Source organism: Streptomyces sp. NPDC058663 (assembly GCF_042716745.1).
Classification (GTDB): domain Bacteria; phylum Actinomycetota; class Actinomycetes; order Streptomycetales; family Streptomycetaceae; genus Streptomyces.
Genome location: NZ_JBHXRV010000026.1, coordinates 42,287 through 63,801, shown reverse-complemented (window position 1 = coordinate 63,801; position 21,515 = coordinate 42,287). Strand labels below are relative to the sequence as shown.

At 71.6% G+C, this 21,515-nt stretch carries 18 protein-coding genes; 11 read left to right on the top strand and 7 right to left on the bottom strand.

Going from position 1 to position 21,515, the window contains the following annotated elements; translation table 11 throughout:
- Nucleotides 1-15: 15 nt before the first annotated feature.
- The 7 genes from ACFWVV_RS20235 to ACFWVV_RS20205 are packed head-to-tail and all read right to left on the bottom strand — an operon-like array spanning nucleotide 16 to nucleotide 9,181.
- The gene (locus tag ACFWVV_RS20235; RefSeq protein WP_384352988.1) at nucleotides 16-1,263 is read right to left on the bottom strand and encodes an ATP-grasp domain-containing protein; all 1,248 of its coding nucleotides are present in this window, start codon (nucleotides 1,261-1,263) and stop codon (nucleotides 16-18) included.
- Nucleotides 1,224-2,921 carry a hypothetical protein gene (locus ACFWVV_RS20230; RefSeq protein ID WP_384352985.1) on the bottom strand — a complete coding sequence of 566 codons (1,698 nt, stop codon included), beginning with the start codon at nucleotides 2,919-2,921 and terminating at the stop codon, nucleotides 1,224-1,226. Before ACFWVV_RS20230 ends, ACFWVV_RS20235 begins: the two co-directional genes overlap by 40 nt.
- A 5-nt stretch (nucleotides 2,922-2,926) precedes the next feature.
- Nucleotides 2,927-4,189 carry an ATP-grasp domain-containing protein gene (locus tag ACFWVV_RS20225; protein ID WP_384352982.1) on the bottom strand — a complete coding sequence of 421 codons (1,263 nt, stop codon included), beginning with the start codon at nucleotides 4,187-4,189 and terminating at the stop codon, nucleotides 2,927-2,929.
- A 12-nt stretch (nucleotides 4,190-4,201) separates the two neighbouring features.
- Nucleotides 4,202-5,461: an MFS transporter gene (locus ACFWVV_RS20220; protein ID WP_384352979.1), complete on the bottom strand. Its 1,260-nt coding sequence runs from the start codon at nucleotides 5,459-5,461 to the stop codon at nucleotides 4,202-4,204.
- Between the two features lie 17 nt (nucleotides 5,462-5,478).
- Nucleotides 5,479-6,822 (bottom strand): TldD/PmbA family protein, encoded by a 1,344-nt coding sequence (locus ACFWVV_RS20215; RefSeq protein ID WP_384352976.1) that lies wholly within the window; start codon nucleotides 6,820-6,822, stop codon nucleotides 5,479-5,481.
- Nucleotides 6,819-8,165 carry a TldD/PmbA family protein gene (locus tag ACFWVV_RS20210; protein WP_384352973.1) on the bottom strand — a complete coding sequence of 449 codons (1,347 nt, stop codon included), beginning with the start codon at nucleotides 8,163-8,165 and terminating at the stop codon, nucleotides 6,819-6,821. Before ACFWVV_RS20210 ends, ACFWVV_RS20215 begins: the two co-directional genes overlap by 4 nt.
- A gap of 47 nt (nucleotides 8,166-8,212) precedes the next feature.
- A complete protein-coding gene (locus ACFWVV_RS20205) occupies nucleotides 8,213-9,181 on the bottom strand; it encodes a TauD/TfdA family dioxygenase (protein ID WP_384352970.1) in 969 nt (322 codons plus the stop codon).
- 349 nt (nucleotides 9,182-9,530) lie between these two features.
- Between ACFWVV_RS20205 and ACFWVV_RS20200 the strand changes: the two genes are divergently transcribed.
- The 11 genes from ACFWVV_RS20200 (at nucleotide 9,531) to ACFWVV_RS20150 (ending at nucleotide 21,497) form a co-directional block, all read left to right on the top strand.
- Nucleotides 9,531-10,391: an isocitrate lyase/phosphoenolpyruvate mutase family protein gene (locus tag ACFWVV_RS20200; protein ID WP_384352966.1), complete on the top strand. Its 861-nt coding sequence runs from the start codon at nucleotides 9,531-9,533 to the stop codon at nucleotides 10,389-10,391.
- Nucleotides 10,392-10,438: 47 nt separating this feature from the next.
- The gene (gene sbnA / locus ACFWVV_RS20195; protein WP_384352962.1) at nucleotides 10,439-11,413 is read left to right on the top strand and encodes a 2,3-diaminopropionate biosynthesis protein SbnA; all 975 of its coding nucleotides are present in this window, start codon (nucleotides 10,439-10,441) and stop codon (nucleotides 11,411-11,413) included.
- Nucleotides 11,406-12,449 carry a 2,3-diaminopropionate biosynthesis protein SbnB gene (sbnB, locus tag ACFWVV_RS20190; protein WP_384353136.1) on the top strand — a complete coding sequence of 348 codons (1,044 nt, stop codon included), beginning with the start codon at nucleotides 11,406-11,408 and terminating at the stop codon, nucleotides 12,447-12,449. The genes sbnA and sbnB overlap by 8 nt, the downstream gene beginning before the upstream one ends.
- Nucleotides 12,446-14,134 carry an amino acid adenylation domain-containing protein gene (locus ACFWVV_RS20185; RefSeq protein WP_384352959.1) on the top strand — a complete coding sequence of 563 codons (1,689 nt, stop codon included), beginning with the start codon at nucleotides 12,446-12,448 and terminating at the stop codon, nucleotides 14,132-14,134. Before sbnB ends, ACFWVV_RS20185 begins: the two co-directional genes overlap by 4 nt.
- 1 nt (nucleotide 14,135) lies before the next feature.
- Complete coding sequence (locus ACFWVV_RS20180; RefSeq protein ID WP_384352956.1) at nucleotides 14,136-15,314, top strand: nucleotidyltransferase family protein; 1,179 nt, start codon at nucleotides 14,136-14,138, stop codon at nucleotides 15,312-15,314.
- Nucleotides 15,311-16,204 carry a hypothetical protein gene (locus ACFWVV_RS20175; RefSeq protein WP_384352953.1) on the top strand — a complete coding sequence of 298 codons (894 nt, stop codon included), beginning with the start codon at nucleotides 15,311-15,313 and terminating at the stop codon, nucleotides 16,202-16,204. The genes ACFWVV_RS20180 and ACFWVV_RS20175 overlap by 4 nt, the downstream gene beginning before the upstream one ends.
- Nucleotides 16,201-17,322: a pyridoxal-phosphate-dependent aminotransferase family protein gene (locus ACFWVV_RS20170; protein ID WP_384352949.1), complete on the top strand. Its 1,122-nt coding sequence runs from the start codon at nucleotides 16,201-16,203 to the stop codon at nucleotides 17,320-17,322. Before ACFWVV_RS20175 ends, ACFWVV_RS20170 begins: the two co-directional genes overlap by 4 nt.
- 37 nt (nucleotides 17,323-17,359) lie before the next feature.
- Entirely contained in the window at nucleotides 17,360-19,609 is a 2,250-nt protein-coding gene (locus tag ACFWVV_RS20165) for an FAD/NAD(P)-binding protein (protein ID WP_384352946.1), read from the top strand.
- Complete coding sequence (locus ACFWVV_RS20160) at nucleotides 19,606-20,334, top strand: maleylpyruvate isomerase N-terminal domain-containing protein (protein WP_384352943.1); 729 nt, start codon at nucleotides 19,606-19,608, stop codon at nucleotides 20,332-20,334. Before ACFWVV_RS20165 ends, ACFWVV_RS20160 begins: the two co-directional genes overlap by 4 nt.
- 64 nt (nucleotides 20,335-20,398) lie before the next feature.
- Complete coding sequence (locus ACFWVV_RS20155) at nucleotides 20,399-20,947, top strand: thiamine pyrophosphate-binding protein (RefSeq protein ID WP_384352940.1); 549 nt, start codon at nucleotides 20,399-20,401, stop codon at nucleotides 20,945-20,947.
- A gap of 1 nt (nucleotide 20,948) precedes the next feature.
- A complete protein-coding gene (locus ACFWVV_RS20150) occupies nucleotides 20,949-21,497 on the top strand; it encodes a thiamine pyrophosphate-dependent enzyme (protein WP_384352937.1) in 549 nt (182 codons plus the stop codon).
- The last annotated feature ends 18 nt before the right edge of the window (nucleotides 21,498-21,515 follow it).

Genomic DNA, 21,515 nt, shown 5'->3' with positions numbered 1-21,515 from the left:
GGAGGCGCGGTCCCCTCAGTGGGACGCGGCCGATGTGTCGATGTCCACGACGGCTCCGGTGACGAGCCGTCGGACCAGCTGCCGCAGCTCTTCGGGCGTGGCGCAGTCGAGCACCGCCCAGGCGAGGCGGTCTCCCGAGTTCTGCGCGGGACGCACCCGTGTCCCGGCGTCGAGACGGGTGTCGTACCGGGCGACTCCCGGGGAGGAGGCCCAGTCGTCCAGACCCAGCGATACCAGCGTCCCCGCGCGCTCCGCCGACAGGAACAGGCTGCCCGCGGCACGTGCCGGGCTCCGGCCGTCGGGTACGGCCGGAAGCTCGCCGAGTGCAAGGCGCAGGCAGGCCTCGAAGACGTCGAAACCGTGGGCGCGCGCGACGAGTTCGAGGATGTGGTCGCCCGGGGTGCGTACCGCGACCTCCATGATCACCGGGTCGTCGTCCGCGCGGGCCCGGAATTCGAGGTGCACGATTCCGGTGGCGAAGTGCAGTGCCGCCACGACCCCTTCGCACAGTTCGTCCGCGGCCTTGCGCAGCAGCGGGTGGCCGGTGCCGTGGCCGGCCTCGTGGTGCAGCTCGACGAAGTGCGGGGGGCCGGTGGTCTCCTTGCGGGTCAGGTTGGTGAACAGGACGCGGCCACGGTGGACCAGCGCCTCCACGCTGTACTCCTGCCCCTCGACGTACTCCTCCACCAGGAGCGCGCCCTCGCCGTCGCGGCGGGCCACGACGTCGTCCCACTCCTGCGGGGTCGCGATCCGCTCCACGCCCTGGCTGCCCTGCATCGACACCGGCTTCACGACCACCGGAAGCCGGTCGAGGGCCCAGTCCCGCTCCGCCGACAGGCGCGTGGTGTGGCGGTGCCCCGGCTGGGGCAGGCCGGCCCGCCGGAACTCGGTCCGCTGGAACGCCTTGTTGCGGGAGACGGTCGCGGCGTCGAGCCCGGGGCCCGGCAGTCCGAACCGGTGCTGGACGAGGGCCGTCGCCATGACGTGCACCTCGGCGAAGCCCCACACGGCGTCCGGGGACAGCCGCCCGGCGAGCTCCATGGCAGGCGCCAGCCAGGACTCGTCCCGTACGGCCGCGGTCTCGTCGACCGGTTCGAAGTCCACGACGCAGGGGAAGCGCGCGGTCAGGGCGGCGTGCCGGGCGGGCGTCTCCACGACGCCGACCCGCAGTCCCAGCGCCTGTGCCGCGTGGAGGTATCCCTCGGCCATGACTCCGGCGCCGATCAGGACGACGGTTCGCTGCTGCTGTGGGTTGTTTGCCATGTGGGCACTTCCTGACTCGTACGGATCGGGGGTCGGGCCGAGGGTCCGGGTAGGTGCGCCTCGCTGCCGTGCGTGACTGCGCCGCCCGCCCCGGCATCACGCGGTACGGATTCGCCCGACGCTGCGGAACACAGCAGGCGTTCCAGGCCGGCCAGCCAGTGCTCGGCCCACTCCGGCGCGTGGACCGCCGTGTCGACCTGGAGGACGAGCCGGATTCCCGAGGCGTCCACATCGGCGCTCAGGTAGCGGTCGGCCTGCCAGAGGAGGCCGCTGTCCACCCAGCGGGTCGTGGCGTCCCCGGCGGCGCGGGACAGTTCGGTGGCGTCGGTCTCCCGGACGGGCAACGTGGTCGCTCTGGGGCGGTAGTTGAGCGTGGTCGGCATGTCCACGCGCGCGCCTCGCTCCGCCTCCACGGCGATGCGCAGCCGCGCCAGCTCGTCCGGGGGGCCGGCCGCGGCGCGGTAGGCGCGGAGGGAGGCCGACGCGGTCCTGCGCACGAGCTCGACGAAGGACGTGTCCTCCGTGTCCACCGAGCAGAGCACCACCTGGGAGCAGGGCACGACGGCGTTGACGGTCTCCGGGCGCAGCCGGTTCGCCGTGACGAGCTGGACGAATCCGTACCGCGTGCCGGTGCGCCCGGCGTCGAGGGACGCCACCGCGGCCGCAAGCACCGCGGCCGGGCTCTCGCCGCTGCGGGCGGCCAGTGCGCCCACCGCGAGGTCGAGTGCCGCCGAGCGCCGGCGCAGAAAGCGGAACCGTTCGCCCGTCACGGTGCGGCCGGGGGCGTCCTGCGCCACGGGCATGCGGCGCAGGACGTCTCCGGCGTGGCGCAGCGCGCGGTCCGCGGCCCGCCGTCCCGCTTCGGACGCCTCCGCCTCGGCCTGCTCTCGCGGCTGCCGGCCGGGCACGTCGGAGCGGGGCGCGGTCCGGGCGACGGGGTCGGCCAGCGCGCACCGGTCGACGAGGTGGGCGCTGACCGGCAGCAGGGCGAACGCGTCCACGGCGACGTGGCTGAACACGAGGGCGAGGAAGCGCGGCCGGCTCCCGTCGCCGATGATCGCGGCCCTGACCGGCCATTCACGGTCCACCTCGAAAGGGCTCCCGGCGAGCTGCGCGAGGACCCGTTCGGCGACCTCCAGGAGCCCGTCGGCCCCCGCCGCGCCCGCCGACGGGGCAACGTCCGGGACCGTGCCGTGGACGGCGACCCGAAGAGCGCCGTGCGCGTGTACGCGCTGACGCGGAACCGAGGTGCCGGCCGCGTCACCGTGCGCGCCGCCCTCCCCACCCCCAGTCCCACCCTCGCGCGAACCCGAACCCGAACCCGAACCCGAACCCGGGCCCGGGCCCGGGCCCGGGCCCGGGCCCGGGTCACCCCCCGCACCGCCCCGCACCACCCGGCTGCGCAACGACTCGAACCGCTCCACCAGTTCACGCAGCGCGTCCGTGACCTCGGGCTCGCGCACCCCTGCCCGCAGCTCGTAGAGCCGCGGGATCGCGAGCGCGCGGCCGTACGGGCGGGCTGCGTCCATCTCGGCCAAGTAGTACTGCTGGCTCCAGGTGAGCGGCGCCTCGTGGGCCTCGCCCGCCGCGAAGGGGACGCAGAGAGTGCGCCCCGCGGGGGTGCCGCCCACGTCCGCCGGGCCGTGTCGGGGTGCCACGGCGGCTAGGCCCGTGCGGCGGCGGTCGCCGACCAGGTGAAGGTGAGCCTGTCGCCCGCGTCCCTGGCCCGCCCGAAGGCCTCGTCCCGGTCCGCTCCTTCGGCGATGATCCAGGCGGCACGGTCCCGGTTCGATCCGTTGGCCTCGTACGTGATGCCTGCCTGGACGCCCGGACGCATGTGCACCTCGTGGACGCCCTCCAGGGCCTGGGCCTCGTCGACTCCGTCGATGGCGTCGAGGTGGCCGCTCGCCTGCAGCATGAGGAAGTGGATCGCAGCCGTCCGGTCGCAGTTCACGGTCAGGTCGGGGGTGCCGCCGAGCAGCGCGGTCATGTGGAGCCGGCACATGTCGACGCCGCTGGCGATCCGGACGGCCTCGGGGATCCGGTCGCCCGCGATCCGCCCGTTCACCTCGATGACGCGGGCGTCGGTGCCGTCCGCGGTCAGCTTCAGCTCCACGTGTGCGGGACCCCAGGTGACGCCGATCGCCTTGACCGCCAGCTCGGCCTTCTCGATGAGCAGCCGTTCCTGACGGCCGGGCAGTGACGCGGGGAAGATGTGTCCCATCTCCAGGAAGAGCGGCGGCTCGCTGCCGATCTTCTCGGTGAGCCCGAGGACCTTGCCGTGCACGATCTCGGCCGAGTACTCGGCGCCGGTGACATACTCCTCGACGATGACCTCCGGGGTCACCGTGTGGCCGAGGTACTCGCCCAGACGCGTCACCTCCTCGGTGATCGCGGCGACCTCCGCGGCGGACTCGCAGCGGCGCACGAAGAGGCTGCCCGTCAGGTCCAACGGCTTGACGACGACGGGGAAACCTATGGCCTCGGCGGCGTCCACGGCCTCTGCGGGTGAACCGGCCACCCGGAAGAGCGGGTTGAGGCCGGGCGTGTCCGCCATGGCCTCCCGCATGGACGACTTGGAGCGGCAGATGGCGACGGCGGCCGGGTCGGGTCCGGCGAGCCCGAGGCGGGAGGCGACCTCCGCCCCCATGTCGCAGTAGTACTCGTACACGGACGTCACGCCGACGACCTCGCCCTGTTCGGCGAGCTCACGGCAGAACGCGACGATCGCGTCCGCGGAGTCCACGTCGCACGCCCGGATGTCGACGCCGAGCGCGGCGTAGTCGTGCAGCAGCGAGGGGTGGAGGGCCGCGGGGTCGGCGGCCAGGATGATCGGGGTGATGCCCTGTTCCAGCAGGAAGCGGGCACAGTCCTGACCGGCGCCGGTCCACGGCGAGTCGATGAAGACCACGAAACGGGAAGACACGTCTTTCTCCATTCACTTGCTCACGGGAGTGGTGCGCGCCGAGGAGAATTCCTCGGGCGCGGAGATGTCGCGCATGGTCCGCAGCCTCGAACAGACCAGCCAGAGAACACCGGAGCTCATGCCCACGGCGGCGACGAGAAGCGCCGTACGGATGCCCAGCCATTCGCCGAGGGCTCCGCCGACGACCGAGCCGAGCGGCAGGATGCCCCAGACGAGGAACCGCACGCTGGCGTTCATCCGGCCCAGCATGTCCGGCGGGCACAGGGCCTGCCGGATGCTGACCTGACCGACGTTGTAGACGATGATGCCGAAGCTCATGGCGAACCAGGGGACGGCGAACAGCAGTGCCGCCCAGCCCTCGCCGGTCAGCGGGATCAGCAGTGCGGTGGGGACGGTGAACAGGTAGGCCAGCCACATCGCCCGGACCTGGCCGAGTGCGGCAGCCAGGCGGCCGGCGAAGGCCGCGCCGAGCACCCCGCCCACTCCGCTGACGGCCATGAGCACGCCGACGAGGGTGCCCGAGAGGCCGACCTCGTCGACGAGCAGCAGCATCACCAGGGGCAGCGCCACGGCGTAGAAGAAGTTGTACGTGGCGGCCGAGCCCGTGATGGCCCGGAACACCGGGTCGCGCAGCACGAACCGGAGGCCCTCCCGGATCTCGGCCCCCATGCGCCGTCCCGGTGGCCGCTCCGGGACAGGTTCGGGTGTGCGGATACGGGACAGCAGGAAGGCCGACACCAGATGCCCGACCGCTTGTACGGACGCGGCCGCCGCGCCACTGGCCACTTGGACGAGGGTGCCGCCGAGGGTGGGACCGGCGGTCCTGGACACGGCGTTGGTGCTCTCCAGCCGCGCGTTGCCCTCGACGAGCCGGTCCCGGCCCACCACGACGGGTATGTAGGCCTGGTAGGCGATCTCGAAGAACGCGGTCGCGAAACCGGTCAGCAGCGAGGCCCCCAGCAGCACCGCGAAGGTCATCCGGTCCAGGAAGAAGCCGACCGCGATCAGCACCATCAAGGCGGCGCGCAGCAGGTCGCAGACGATGAGCACGGGACGACGCCGGGAGCGGTCCACCAGGACACCGGCGGGCAGGCCGAGGATCAGGAACGCGACAGTCTGCGCCGCCTGCAGCACCCCCATCTGCAGCGGAGTCGCCGCCAGTGTCGCGACGGCGAGGAGGGGGAGGGCGGTCCTGCTCATGTTCGTCCCGATCATGCTGACCGTCTGGGCTCCCCAGAACAGCCGGAAATCGTGACTCTTCAGCAGTGACATACGGGTTCCTAGCGGGCCTAGCGGCCGGTCGTGAGGCTGGTGGTCCAGATACCGGGGCCCGCGACGAAGGAGTTGTGGCCGCGGTTGACCCGCACCCGTCCGTCGTGCCCGTCGATGCTCCTGAGCAGCTCGAAGACGTTTCCGGCGAGCGTGATGTTGCCCGCGTTCCGCCGGGTGCGGTCCGGGGCGACCACCACGGCGTTGGCGCCGATGGAGAAGTCGCCGGTGATCGGGTTGGACGTGTGCGCGCCGTTCGCCTGGACGACGTGCAGGACGGTGCGGCCCTCCCGGTACTCCGTACCGAGGTCCGTGGTGTGGCCGAGCAGGAGGTAGCCGGGCTGGACGGTGGACATCTCGCCGTTGGGCCCGCGCTGCCCGGAACCCGTGGCGGGGGTGCCGGCCTCGGCGGCGGTGCGCCGGGTGCTGAGGAAGCCGCGCAGGACGCCGTCCTCGACCAGGTGCGTGGGGCCGCACGGGATGCCCTCCCCGTCCCAGGGAACCGGGAGCGGGCTGCCGGGCGCGGTCGGGTCGTCCACCAGGGTGACGCCGGGCGAGGCCACCCGCTCACCGGTCCGGCCGGCCAGCGGGGACCGGCCTTCGAGCACGGAGTCGAGGAGGAAGGCGGGGACGACCAGGGACAGCAGCTTGACCAGCACCCGGCCGTCCACCAGGAGGTCGTCGTGCTCCAGACGCGGTACGGGCCGTGCGGCCAGGACGCGGGCCAGGTCACGCAGTTCGGGCAGTTCCTCACGCTCGAGGGAGTCGAGCAGGGACCGCGCCGAGCGGCCGTAGGACTGGTGGCCGATGTAGCCGATGCCGTCGCCGCGGGCGGTCACCCTGGAGTGCAGCTGGACCACTCCGGTGCGGTACCCGGTGGGGCGGGAGCCCGCGCGGTGCAGCAGCACCTCGGTGCGATCGGCACGGGCGCGGAGCTCGACCTCCAGGTCGTCGTCGGCCTCGCTGCACACCCGTAGGCGTTCGGTGACCTCCGCGTCCAGGTACGGCTCCGGGGCGTCCGGAACCGGCCGGAGCTCCGGGGCCGGGGGTGGCGGCGCGGTGGTGGAGGTGCGGAGCACCCGGCCCACGGCGAGGGCGGTGGTGACCAGCGCGGGGTCGGCGGAGTCGGGGACGTTCTGCACCGCGTAGCCCTCGGTGCCGTCGGCCCAGACCGTGACGGCCGTCGACCCGGTGCTGACGTCGCTGTGGCGCTCGACCGTGCCGACGCGGCAGACGAGTTCGTCGGTCCGCTGCCGTACGGTCCACACCTCGGCGTCGGCCCCGTGCCGTTCCGCCTCCTTGAGCAGCAGCTCGCTCCCGTCCGTGGCGGGGCCTGCACCGGCGGTTCGCACGTCATGGCTCATCGCTCGGTACCTCCGACCAGGAGCGATCCGACGCGGAGGGTCGGGCCGACGACGCCGACCGTGACCCACTGCCCGAACTTGCCGCACTTCGCGGCGCCCACCGTGCTGTCGTCGGCCACGGCGTCGATGTCCCTGAGCACCTGTGTCCCCGTTCCCGTGATGGTCGTCTCTTCGATCGGGTCGGTGACCCGGCCGTTCTCGATCAGATGCCCGTTGGTCACCCTGAAGGTGAACTCGCCGGTGGATTCGATGACTTCGCCGCCGCCGACGTGCTGGGCGTAGATGCCGTAGTCGGTGGAGGCGATGATGTCGGCCACGCTCGACGTGCCGGGCGACAGGCAGGTGTTGGTCATCCGGGGCTGCGGCGGCTGGAGCGCGGTCGTGCACCGGCCGTTGCCGCTGGATTCCCGGCCGAGCCGGGCGGCCGACTCCTGGTCGGTCAGGTAGCCGGTGAGCACACCGTTCTCGATGAGGGTGGTCGGGCTGCCGGCCGTGCCCTCGTCGTCGTACGCGTAGGAACCGACGGCTCCCGCGACCGAGGGGTCGTCGGTGAGGGTGACGAGGGGCGAGGCGATGTCCTCGCCCAGCCGGCCCGCGTACACGGAGCCGCGCAGCACCTCGTCGCCCTCCAGCGGATGGCAGCAGGCCTCGTGCAGCAGGACCATGCCCCGGCCGCCCGCCACGACGACGGGGAACCGGCCCACCGGCGCGGGCCTGGCGTCCAGGCCGGTCACCGCCCTGCGGGCCACCTCCCGCCCGGCTGCCCGGACGTCGATGCCGCCCAGCGGGCCGCTCACGCCCGGGGTGTAGAAGCCGGTCGCGACGCGGTCGCCGCGGCGGGCGATCACCCGGACCGTGAGATAGCTGAGCAGTCGGCGTTCGTCGTGCAGGATCCCGTCCCGGGCCAGGCACATGTCCTGTTCGCCGAGCTCGAAGTCGACGACCACCTGGGCGACCGCGGGGTCGAAACCCCGTGCGGCCTCCTCCAGTTCCTCCAGTGCGGCGAGCGCGGCGGACAGCTCCATCCACTCCGGCACCCGGCCGGGCGCGGCGGCCGGACCGCGCGGGGCGCGGTGGCCGCCGTCCGCGGCGAGACGGGCCACCGACGGATCGAGCCCGGAGACGGCACGGTGCCGGAAGGAGTCGCGCAGCACGTAGCGCGCGGCCGAGGCCTGGCCCCACTGCACGCTGACGTCCCTGACCCGCCCTTCCGCGTAGCGACCGCTCGTGCGGTGCCAGGCCTGCACCGCCGCGGAGGTGGCGACGCAGTCCTGCGGGCGCTGCCGTCGCATCTCGGCGGCCAGGTCGTGGCCAGCCGCCCGGAGGGACTGTCGCTGGTGCATGGGGGTTTCTCCTTGGCTGTCGGTTCGTCGGGGCGCGTCGGCCGGACCTACTTGGCGGACCACATCCGGAACATGTAGCGATTGACCTTCTCCGGGTCGTCGGCGCACATGTCGACCTCGCGCGGCTCGAAGCGGTCGTAGAAGGCCGTACGGGTGTGCAGGAAGCGGTCGTCGGCGGAGACCAGGGTCTGGCCCCGCTCCAGCCGGATGCGGTACTGCACGGACGACTGGTCCAGGACCGCGTCGAAGAAGTCGAGGGCGGCGCGCTGTTCGTCGGTGATCGGCTCGCCGACCTTCTCGTGGGCGACCTCGATGTACGTACGGAAGTAGCGGACCAGCGGCTCGCCCCCGGGGGTGTACCGGATGATCGGCGACCGGAAGAAGCCGGTCTCCTGCGAGAGCGACATGCCGCGCTTCTCGAACCAGAAGTCCTGGGTGAGGACCGCGAGGACGTCGGGGTGCCGGACCAGCACGTCGTGGACCGGCTTGGCGTCGACCAGGATGCTCTCGCCGCCGATGTAGGCGGACTGGCCGCAGGACAGCAGCAGGTAGTCGATCGGGTCGACGTCGTTGACGGCGTCGTTGTGCATGTAGGAGCCCTGCTTGGTCTGGTGGTAGCGGGCGCCGTCCTCGATGGTCTTGCGGATGCCGCGGTCGTACACCTCGATCAGGCGCCATCCGTCGGTGTTCTGGACCATGGGCCGGCCGAGCGCGGTGCCCAGCAGCCAGGCGTAGACCGCCTGTTCGCGCAGGGACTCCACGCCCTTGATCCGGTCGTACACGATGAAGTGCGCCGAGTCGTCGATGACGCCCCGGCTGGCGTCGACCTCCGCGGCGAAGCGGGGGCAGGCCGAAAGGTCGGCCTCGATGCCGTCGACGCGGCCCTGCGGATGCCGCCGTACGAGCTCGGCCACGTAGGCGGCCACTTCGCTCTGGGCCCGCTCCGAGAACACGTGGAACGTCTCGTCGGGAACTTCCAGGGTGCGCGGGTGAGTAGGCGCGGGAGCGGTGCTCATTCTGCTGTTCCTCTCTGAATTCCCCAGTGGCTCCAGCGACTGGACCCAGGGCTGCATTGGAGCACGTTGGCAACACGTTGACAAGTGATTGACAAGCTTGCCGCGCCGCTCTAGCGTCCTCGGCATGCAGTTCGGCCACGACGTCCGGAAACCGGCGACGGCCTAGAACGAGAGCTTTGGCAACGACTTGCCTTTCGTGTCCAGAAAGACACTTCGTGCCCAGAAAGACTTCGTGCCTACAAAGACGTAGAGCGATTCAATCCCCGGGTCCCGATCCCACGGTTCCGCTCCCACGGTTCCCGTCACACGGTCCCGGTCCCCCGCGGCAGACGATTCAGGAGTTCCAATCGTGCAGCGACCGATCTATTCCTCCTTCCGCTCCGTACTGGCAGAGAACGGCGTCGTCCGGGTGGCAGGGGCGAATCACGCCCTGGGTGGCCTGCTTGCCCAGGAGGCCGGCTTCCAGGCCGTCTGGTCCTCGAGCCTCGAGGTGTCCGCGTCCCGCGGCCTGCCCGACGCCAGCATCCTGAGCATGACCGAGTACCTCGAAGCCGCCGCGAACATCCAGAAGGTGCTCCGGATCCCGGTCGTGGCGGACTGCGACACCGGGTACGGCGGCAACCTCAACGTGGCGCACATGGTCCACGAGTTCGAGGCCGCGGGCATCACCGGCCTCTGCGTCGAGGACAAGCTGTTCCCCAAGATGAACAGCTTCGTGGCGGGCGGTCAGACGCTGCTCGGCACCAAGGAGTTCGCGGACAAGATCAGGGTCGCGAAGGAGGCCCAGGCCTCCTCGGACACCTTCCTCATCGCCCGCACCGAGGCGCTGATCAGCGGCCTCGACGTCGACGCCGCCCTCGAACGCTGCCGCGCCTACGCCGACTCGGGCGCCGACGCCGTGCTCATCCACTCCAAGGCCCGCAGCCGCGACCAGGTCGTCGGGTTCCTTGAGGGCTGGGACTTCCGCTGCCCGGTGGTGATCGTCCCGACCACCTACCCCGACTGGCACATCGACGAGATCAAGCAGGCCGGCGTCTCCGTGGTCATCTACGCCAACCAGGGTCTGCGCGCCACCATCAGCGCGCTGCGCGACACCTACCGCTCCGTCTACGAGAACGGTGACACCACGGCCCTCGAAGGCTCCATCGCCTCGGTGAAGGACATCTTCGCCCTCCAGCGGCTCGAGGACTGGCAGAAGCTCGACAGCTGACCGCCCAACGGACCGCGCAGGCGCCCCGACAGAAGCGGACAGGACTCTTGGCAATCATCTCCACGGCGGACGAAATGGTGGACAGCGATGTCTACATCGATCTGCAGCACTCGGTCGGCATCCCGCTGTACCTCAAGTGCGAGGGATTCAACTTCGCGGGTTCCGTGAAGCTCAGGGCGGCCACGTCCATGGTCTCGTCGGGAATCCGCAGCGGCCTGATCCACCGGGACTCCACACTGGTCGAGTCGTCCTCGGGCAACCTCGGCGTGGCGCTGAGCGTGATCGCCGGCGCCAGGTCGATCCCCTTCGTCTGCGTCACCGACCCGAAGTGCAATCCGGCGACAGTCAAGCTGATGCGGGCGCTGGGCAGCGACGTCCGGGTGGTGGAGGAGCCCGACGCGAGCGGCAGCTACCTCGGCGCCCGCAAGGCCCTCGTACGCGATCTCTGCGCCCGCAACCCCGGTTACGTGTGGCTCAACCAGTACGAGAACCCGGCCAACTGGCTGGCGCACTACGAGAACACCGCGCCGCTGATAGCGAAGCAGTTCCCCCGGCTCGACGTGCTGTTCGTCGGCGCGGGGACCGGGGGGACGCTCGCGGGCTGCGCCCACTACTTCAGGGAGAACCACACCGGGGTACGCGTCGTCGCGGTGGACACCGTCGGGTCGGTGAACTTCGGCATGCCGGCCGGCCCCCGCCACCTGCCCGGTCTCGGCGCGAGCGAACACATGCCCTTCGTGGACCCGGAGCAGGTGTACGACCTGGTCCAGGTCCCGGAGCTCGACGCGGTGCGCATGTGCCGGCGCCTGGCCAGGCACGGATTCCTGCTGGGCGGCTCCACCGGGACCGTGGTCAGCGGCGCGGCCCGGTGGCTGGCCGAGCACGACCCCGGGCGGTCCCTGCGGGCGGTGGCCGTCTCGGCCGACCTGGGCGACCGCTACATCGACACGGTTTACGACGACGCGTGGGTCCAGGACACCTACGGCGACATCCAAAGGGAACGGGATGACAACAATGGCTGAGCAGCAGGCCGGACCTCCGGAATTCTCCGTCGTGTCCGGCGGCGCGGTGCACCGAAGCCTGGCTGGACGCCAGGCGGACGTCATCGACCTGGTCGAGGACGCCTACCGGCTCCACGGCGAGGGCCTGACGGTGAACCCGCCTTCGTACTTCCTGCGCTTCCCCGACCGGCCGTCCTCGCGCATCATCGCGCTGCCGGCCTCGGTCGGCGGCGACATCGGCGTCGACGGAATCAAGTGGATCTCCAGCTTCCCCACCAATCTGGACTTGGGCATCCCGCGGGCGTCGGCGCTGCTGCTGCTCAACGACCCGCGCACCGGTTACCCGTTCGCCTGCCTCGAAGGATCGATCATCAGCGCGGTGCGGACCGCTGCGTCGGCCGCGTCCGCCGCCCGCGCACTGACCGCGCAGCGCGGGGCGCCGCGCCGCGTCGGCTTCTTCGGCACGGGGCTGATCGCCCGGTTCGTCCATGAGTACCTCTCCGTACTGGGCTGGGACGTCGAGGAGTTCGGGGTGTTCGACCTCAGCCCCGAGTACGCCGCCTCGTTCGCCGGGCAAGTCCTGAAGCCCTCCGGCGGTTCGGTGCGGGTCCACGACTGCGCCGAGTCCCTGATCCGCTCCAGCGACCTGATCGTCTTCGCGACGACGGCGCCCGCCCCGCATGTGGTCGAGCCGGCCTGGTTCGACCACAACCCCCTGGTCCTCCACGTCTCCCTGCGCGACCTGGGCACCGACGTGATCCTGCGGAGCGCCAACGTCGTCGACGACGTCGAGCACGTGCTGAAGGCCGACACCTCCGTACACCTCACCGAGCAGCGGACCGGCGACCGCGACTTCGTGGACGCGACCCTGTACGACGTCCTCGCGGGCAAGTTCACCGCGCCCGCCGACCGGCCCGTGGTGTTCTCACCGTTCGGCCTCGGCGTACTGGACCTGGTCGTCGGCGCCTATGTGCACGAGCGGGCGACCGCCGCCGGCGACACCAGCCGGATCGACGGCTTCTTCCACGAGCTCGACCGCCACCAGGGCGCCTCATGAGCGCCCCCGTGGACCTCGCGGCCCTGCCGCTCGCCCCCGGAGCGGCCCTCCGGGCCGCGGAGCTGGGTCTCGGCAGCGCGAGCACGTGCGACAACACGCCGGGGGTGCTGGCCCTGACGGCCCGGACCGCCGCGCTGACCCCGGCCCGTACGGCCGTCGTCGACGGCACGTCAGTCCTCGACTACGCCGCGCTGGTGGCGCGCAGCGACCAGTTCCGGGCGGTACTCGCCGCGGCCGGCTGCGGTGTGGGGACGGTTGTCGCGGCCGTGGGCCACCGCAGCGCCGACACCATCGCCGCGTTCCTCGCGATCGAGGGCCTGGGCGCCGTCTATCTGCCGATCGCCCCCGACTGGCCCGGCCGCCGGGTCACCGAGGTCCTGGAGCGCAGCGGGGCGGGCCTGCTCCTCGACTACTCCGGCGACCCGGGTGGCGGCGGCTCCCACGGCGTGACCGCCGTCAAGTCGGCCGCGCAGCTCGGGATCCCCGTGGCCGACGCGCCCGGTGCCGGTGCCCCGGTGGCCGACCGGCCCGCCGACCGGCCCGCCGACGACGGCCGGGACCGGTCGTTCGAGGCCCGGTACTGCATCTTCACCTCCGGCACCACCGGACGGCCCAAGGGGGCCGCGGTCGAGCACCGCGGCATGATGAACCACCTGTGGGCGAAGGTCGACGACCTGGCGCTGACCTCGTCGGACCGGCTGGCCTTCACCGCCCCGCTGGTGTTCGACATCTCCATCTGGCAGATGCTGGCCCCGCTCCTGGTCGGTGGCAGCGTCGTCGTGGTCCGGCAGCAGGAGCTCTCCTTCCCCCGCCGTCTGACGAACTTCCTGGAGCGGTCCGGGACCACGGTCGTCGAGCTCGTCCCGACCGTCGTCGGCTGGATCGCCGCCGAGGCGGAACGCCGGATGACCGTCACGCTGCCCGCCCTGCGGTGGCTGATCTCGACGGGCGAGGAACTGCACCCGGGTCTCGCCGCCCGTCTGCTCACCGCGTCACCGCACATCAGGGTGCTGAACGCCTACGGTCCCACGGAGTGTTCGGACGACATCACCCACCACGAGGTGACCCGTCCCGACACCTCCCGGCCTCGGCTGCCGGTCGGCTCCCCGGTCGCGGGAGCCCGGCTGTACCTCCTCGTACGGGACGAGGAGAGCGGGCAGTGGCAGGCGGCCGGGCCCGGCGAGGCGGGCGAGCTGTTCGTGGGTGGCGTCGTCGTCGGGCTCGGCTACGTCAACGACCCGGACAACAACGCGACGGCGTTCTTCGCCGACACCCTCGACCCCGACTCGCCCACCGGCCGGCTGTACCGCACCGGTGACCTGGCCCGTTTCGAGGACGGTGTCGTCCAGTACCTGGGCCGGATCGACCGGCAGGTCAAGGTGGCGGGCGTCCGGATGGAACTGGACGAGATCGAGGTCGTCCTGCGCCGTCACCCGTCGGTCGGCCAGTGCGCCGTGACCGTACCCGTCGTAGGCGGGCGGGCCGAACTCGCCGCCCACTACACGCTGAACAGCCCCGTGCGACCGGACGAGCTGAGGGCCTACCTGGCCGAGGCGCTCCCGGACGCCATGGTGCCGCGCCATCTCACCGAGCTGGACGCGATGCCACTGACCCACAACGGCAAGACAGACCATCGTGCGCTGCGGCAGCTGACGCAGGACGGCACCCCCCAGGCAAAGGTGTGACATGGCCGGCGACAACACTTCCCACGGACCGACGCGCACGGACGGCGTACGGACCGTCGCGGACCTCCCCACGCACGCCCGGCTGCTCCTGGCGATGGCCCGGCTGCGCCTGACCGAGGACGGCCTCACGGAGATACGCGAGCTGGCCGGCCGCCCCGACATGGCCTGGGGCGACTTCCTCGAAGCGGCCGCCTGGCACAAGATGCTGCCGCTGATCGGCCGGCACATCGACCGCTACCGCCTCGACCGCAAGTCCGGCTCGTCCGCGGCCTTCCCCTACCCCTGGGTGTTCATCAGCGCCTACCTCGGCAACCGGGCACGCAACCAGGCGCTGTCCGACGAGTTCGGCCGGGTCTTCGCCGAACTGACCGCCGCCGGGCTGCGCTACGCGGTCCGTAAGGGCTTCTCCCTCGGCGAGGGCGAGTACCACGACCCCGCCCTGCGACGCATCGCCGACCTGGACGTGCTCCTCGCCCGCGACGACGCGCCCGCCGCCCACGAGGTCCTCTCCCGGCTCGGTTACACCCAGGGCCAGGTCGCCGAGGACGGCGAACGCATCGAGCCGTACAGCCGCCAGACACAGCTGTTCTGGAAGATGAACCTCAGCAACCAGCTGCCGTACCGCAAGCCCGGCGGCCGGCCCGACATCACCGACTTCAACGTCGACATCTGCCACGACATCTTCCAGAAGAAGTCGGGCGTCTCCGTCGCCTCCGCCGAGCTGCTCGACCGGGCCGTCCCCACCGTGCTGTGCTCCGCCCCCACCTGGGTCCCCGCCCCCGACGACCGGCTGCTCGACCTCTGCTCCCACCTCCACAAGGAGGCCACGAGCCTGCACTTCGTCGAGGACAAGCAGGACCTCCAGCTCAGCAAGTTCCTCGACCTGAGCCTGGTCGCCCAGGCCAACGGCGAGGACGACTGGGAACTCTTCCTCAAGCGGGTCAGGGAGGCCGGTGCGGAGGCGATCGTCTACTACTCCCTGCACTTCACCTCGGTGCTCTACCCGGAGTCCGTCCCGGCCCGGGTGCTCGACGCGCTGCGGCCGGACGACACCGGATACCTGGAGCAGTACGGGGCGCTCGACGGCCAGACCGCGTACTGGCAGGAGGGCTTCCTGACCCGGCTCTTCGACGCGGGCCGCCACACCGCAGGCACCGTCTCGAACGTGCCGCTCCGGTGAGCGGCGCCCTCCCGTCCGTCCTCGGGTCCGCGCCCGGAGCGACGGAGGCCGGTGCGCCCGGCCTGCTCGTCCTGAAGGTCGGCGGCAGCCTCCTCTCCGACAAACGCACCACCGGGGAGACCGACTACACGGCGATCGACGACTACGCCGGGCTGCTCGCCGGGCTGGTGGCGGAGTTCCCCGGACGCGTGGTCCTGGTGACCGGCGGCGGCGCACTGTGCCACCCGGTCGGGCTGCGGATCAAGGCCTCCGTGGACGATCCGTACGCCGCCGTGGCGCTGACCGAGCCGGCGTTCCTGATGCGCTGGGCCTGGACGACCCGGCTGCGCGCCAGGGGAGTGCGGGCCGTGCCGCTCCAGGTCACGTCGATGATCAGCGAACTGCCGGACGGCACCTCGGCCACCGAAACCTCCGTCGTCCGGCGGCTCCTGGCCGAGGGCGCCCTCCCGGTCCTGTCCAGCGACTGCGTGGTGACCGCCGAGGGCACGCTGCGCATCCTCAGCAGCGACGACGTACCGGGCATCGTGCTGGACGCCGCGACCGGTCCGGTGCGGGTGGTGGCCCTCACCGACGTCGCCGGCATCCATACCGGAAAGGGCTCCGGAAGCCCGGTGCTCGCCCACCTCGACCCCGACGGTCTGGAGGCCGCGCGGCGGCTGTTCTGGACGGACGAATGGGACGCCACCGGCGCCATGGAGGGCAAGGTCGAGGCCCTGGCCGCGCACGCCCGGCGGGGTGCCGAGTGTGTGATCACCCGGGGCGACCGGGCGGCGCCCAGCCTCCGGCACCTGTTCGCCCCGCTGGCCGCATGGCCGCGGGACGTTCCCCGCACGCTCATCTCGCACCGCGCCGGCGGCGCCCCCGAACCGCTTCTGGAGACCACCTCATGACCACCGTGCCCGCACCCGAGAACCGTGTCGTCCTGCTGAACCCGGGGCCGGTCAACGTGCACGACCGGGTGCGCGCCGCCCTCGCCTCGCCCGACGAGTGCCACCGGGAGCCCGAGGCCCAGGAGCTCCTGGTCGCCGTGGCCCGCAAGGTCACCGAGGTGGCCGGAGGTGGACCGTCGCACGCCGCCGTGCTGCTGACCGGTTCGGGCACCGCGGCGCTGGAGGCCGTCATCAGCTCCGTCGTCCCGGCGGACGGCGGACTGCTGGTCCTGGACAACGGCCACTACGGGGAGCGGCTGGCACGCATCGCCCGGGTCCACGGGATCACCACGGAGCGCATGGAGTTCGGGTGGGCCAGCCCCGTCGCACTCGACCTGGTCGACCACTTCCTGACGGACCACCCCGGCATCACGCACGTGGGCGTGGTGCACCACGAGACCAGCACCGGGATGCTCAACCCCGTGCGCGAGCTGGGCGCGCTCGTGGCCCGGCACGGACGTTCGCTCGTCGTCGACGCCATCAGCAGTCTGGGCTCCGAGGAGCTCGACGTCGTGGCCGACCACGTCGACTGGTGCGTCGGCACCGCGAACAAGTGCCTCGAAGGGCTGCCGGGCATCAGCTTCGTCTGCGCGCCCCGCGAGCGTTTCGAGGCCCTGGAGACGGTGCCCGCCCGCACCTTCTACTTCGACCTGTTCGCCAACTACCGGGCCCAGGTCCTGGGCCGCACCCCGCAGTTCACCCCGGCGCTGCAGGTGCTCCGGGCCCTCGACAGCGCGCTCGACCTGGCGCTGGAGGAAGGGGTGGCGGCCCGAGGCCGGCGCTACGCGGCCCGGGCGAGCGAGATCCGCGAAGGCCTGACGGAGCGCGGCATCGAGCTCCTCCTGCCCCCGCACCGGCGGGCGAATTCGATCACCAACGCGTACCTGGCCAACGGCATGACGTACGAGGAGCTCCACGACGGGCTCAAGGAGCACGGTTACGTCATCTACGCCACGCAGGACAAGTCCGCCGGTGTCTTCCGGCTGGCCAACATGGGCCAGCTCACCGAGGCCGACATCACCGGCTTCTTCGCCGCGTTCGACGACGTCGTCGCCCGCCACGCGGCCCCGGCCGCCTGACCGACCAGCCGAGACAGAGAGAGGAAGCGGTGACCCGGTGACAACCGACAACTCCGCGCATACTGCGCCGATCCGCCTGGCCATCGTAGGTGGCGGCCCCACCTGCACGTACGTCCTGGAGCGCCTGGCCGCCCTGGTCCGCGCCCGGACGGAATCCGTACCGCTGGAGGTCGTCGTCTACGACCTGTCCGGCGAGTTCGGGCCGGGCCAGGTGCACAGCCCCGACCAGACGAGGACCAGCTATCTGAACCGTGTCGTCGGCCAGGTGGCGTTCGCCGCCGACGAGAGCGTCGTCGAGGCGGGCCCCCTCCTCGACGCCCACGAGCGGCCCACGCTCCTGGAGTGGTGCCGGAAGAAGTTCGAGGAGACGGGCGACCCGCGCTTCGACATGGTCGCCGAGGACTGGCCCAAGCGCTATGTGCACGGGCTCGCGCTCAGGGACCAGTTCACGCAGTACGTCGCCATCCTGCGCGCGACCGAGGGTGTCACGGTGACGCTCCAGCGGTCCGAGGTGGTCGACCTGGAGGAGCGGGGCGACCGGTTCGCCGTACTGACCTCCGACGGCGCCCCGCCCCGCGAGGCCGACTACGTCCTCATGCTGACCGGGCACTCCTCCAACCGCCCGGAACTCGACCCGTGGCAGTCCTCGCTGGCCCGCTTCGCGAAGGAGAACCGGGCCCACCTCATCCCGTCGGCGTACCCGCTGGAGCGCGCCCTCGACCCGGCGCACACCGGCCCGGGCACCACGGTGGCCTGCCTCGGGATGGGCCTCACCGGCATCGATGTGCTGCTCTACCTCACCGAGGGCAGGGGTGGAACCTTCGAGCGGGACGACAGCGGCCGGCTGGCCTACCGGCCGTGCGGGGCCGAGCCGGACTCCATCGTGCCGTTCAGCCGCTCCGGTCTCTTCACCTTCGCCCGTCCGTACAACGAGAAGGAACGCGACATCGCGTCCCTGGAGTACAAGGGCCGCTTCCTCACCACCCAGGCCGTCACCGGACTGCGCGCCACCGTGGGCACGCCCAACATCATCGGCGGCGGGGAGAAGCGGCAGCTCGACTTCGAGGCGCACGTCTTCCCGCTGATCGTGCTCGAAATGGCGCTGATCTACTACAGCACCCTGTACGGTCCCGGATTCCGCGAGGCCGCCGTACGCAGCGCACAGCCGGCGTACGACAAGTTCCTCGCCGGAGCCGACGAGTTCGCCGGCCACCACGAGGCGGCGGAGTTCCTGCTGGCCCCGCTGGAGGAGCTGGCGCAGTCCGTCGCGGGCCGGGTGGACGAGGTGCTCGCCGGGCGTGCCGCGGCCGACGCGCCCACGGCCGGACTGCCCGCCCTCGCCGGCGTCCTGCGGACCTTCCTCACCGTCGTCTACGGCGCTGAGCAGGCCGCCGTCCTGGCTGCCCGCACAGACTCCCCCGAGGACTTCGCGGCGGCCGTCGCCGCGGCGAAGTCACCGTGGCGGCACGCGGAGCGGGCGGCGGACCACCGCTTCTCGTGGGACAGGACGATCAGCCCCATCCCGCGGACCGGCTACGCGAGCGCCGAGGAGTACGTCGACACCTTCCTCGACTTCCTCGACGTGGACATCCGCTGGGCCGCCCAGGGCAACCTGAGCAACCCGGCCAAGGCCGCGGCCGACGCGGCCTGGCGCGACCTGCGCGGTGTGGTGATCGAGGCGGTCGACTTCGGCGGTCTGCGCGCCTCCTCGCACCGCACCTTCCTCGGCGTCTACACCCCGCACCACAACCGGCTCTGCCAGGGCGCGTCCGTCGAGGCGATGGAGAAGGTCACCGCACTCATCAGATCGGGGCACGTGGACATCTCGGCCGGTCCTGACGCCCGCGTCGAATGCGACCCGGAGAGCGGCCGGTTCCGCGTCACCGGGCCGGTGACCGGGACCGTACGGCAGGCCGACGCGCTCGTCGACGCACGGGTCCACGGCTTCGACGCCGAACGGGACGTGATGCCCGTCTACCCCAACCTGCTCCGCCGCGGCCTGGTACGGAAGTGGACCAACCCCGGTGTCGGGGAGCCCGACTTCGTCCCCGGTGGCCTGGATCTCACGCCCGAATTCCATCCGGTGCGCGCCGATGGCAGTGTCGAGACGCGGATCACCTTCCTGGGCCCGCCCAGCGAAGGTGTGATGTACCACCAGATCGGCGCTCTCCGCCCGAACAAGGACCACCACGTCATCCGGGACATCCTCTGCTGGATCAACACATTCATGCCGCAGGAGCCCCCGGCCGGTGCGGAGACGAAGGAAAACGAAAGGACCATGGCATGACCACGACCCAGTACAGCGGTGCGGAGTTCGGCGGCATAGGGATCCCCGAGCGGCTGAAGGAGATCTCGGCCGCGCACGACCGGCTGCGCGCCGAGGCCGCCGCCCTCACCGAGGAGGGCGCGCGCGAGGCGATCGAACTGCCTGGCTGGACCCGGGGACACGTGCTGATCCACCTCGCCGACCTCTCCAAAGCCTTCGCCCGGCAGGCGCGTTACGCCGTCGAGGGCCGGACGATCGAGGTGTACGACGGCGGCCGGCCGACCCGTGACAGCCGGATCGAGGAGCTGCACGGCCGGCCCGTCGAGTGGCTGCGCGGGCAGCTCGACGAGGGCCTCACGGCCCTGGACGAGGCGTGGGCGGCGCTCGGCCCCGACGGCTGGGACCTGCCCTGCGCGTACCGCAACTCGCCGCTGTTCGCGACCCAGCTCGCCTGGTGGCGGGAGAGCGCGCTGCACGACGTGGACCTCGGGGCCGGTCACCGGTCCGAGGAGTGGAGCCTCGCGCTCTCCTCGCACGTCGTGTCGTTCCTCCTGCCGCGCCTGCCGCAGGGCACCCTCCTCGTCGGCGAGGACACCGGCCAGGAGTGGCGCACCGACGGCGACGGGACCACCGTGATCCGCGGCTCCGTACGCGCGCTCGCGGCCTGGATCTCCGGGCGGCCGCACGGCACGCTCCCCACCACCGACGCGGGCACGGCTCTCCCTGAGCTCAACGCCTGGCCGTAGGCGGTCCCCTGCCGCGCCGACCGCCATCGGCGCGGCACACCGTTCCTCCAGAAGAGAGTCCTTCATGACTGACGTCCAGACCATCCTCGACCCGCCGCCCGCACAACCGCGGGAGCGCACGGCCACACCGGCCGAACAGCTCGTCCAGGCCTTCGCGGACCGGGGGTTCACGCACTTCACCGGCGTTCCCTGCTCCCTGCTCAAAGGCGTGTTCAGGGTGCTCGAAGGGGGCGGGACCTCGGTTCCGGCCTACCTGCCGGCGCCGCGCGAGGACTCCGCGCTCGGTGTCGCCTCCGGGCTCGCCGCCGCCGGGGCCAAGCCGGTGGTTCTCATGCAGAACTCCGGTCTCGGCTACTCGCTGAACGTGATCACCTCGCTGAACCTGATCTACGACCTCCATGTGCCGCTGATCGTCAGCTGGCGGGGTCACGACGGCAACGACGCGGTGGAGCACGACGTCATCGGCCGTGAACTGACCAATCTTCTGGACGTCTTCGGCCTCCGCCACACCGTGTTCGATCCGGAACAGCCCTACGCGTCCGTCGACCGGTGCCTCGCGAAGGCCGAAGACGGACGGTTCACCACCGTCCTCATCGTCAAGGAAGGCATCTGACGTGTTCGGCATCCAGGACGCGATCCGCGCGGTCACCGAGAAGTTCCCGACGTCGCTGTACGTCTCCACCTGCGGGTTCATCACCCGTGACCTCTTCAACATCGCCGACCGGCCGAAGAACTTCTATCTGGTCGGCTCCATGGGCATGGCCGCTCCCGTGGGTCTCGGGGTGGCGCTCGCCCGGCCCGACAAGCACGTCGTGGTCCTCGACGGCGACGGCTCCTTCGCGATGAACCTCAGCGTGCTGCCGATGCTCGCCGAGCACGCCCCCGACCTGGTGCACGTGGTGCTCGACAACGGCCTGCACGAGAGCACGGGCGGCCAGCGTCCCGTCCGCATCGGCGACCCCGTCGGCCTGGCGCTCGCCGCCGGTTACGCGGCCGCCCACAGCGTCGGATCGGCGCGCGAGCTGGCGGAGACCCGGCCCGCCCCGGGAGCCACGTCCCTGCTGCACGTCCGGTGCGCGCCCCGCGGGGGGCACGCAGGCAAGCGCGTGGAGTGGACCCCGCAGCAGCTGGTCGAACGCTTCCGCGCCGAAGCCGTCGCCTGACGAACACCCCTGCCCCAC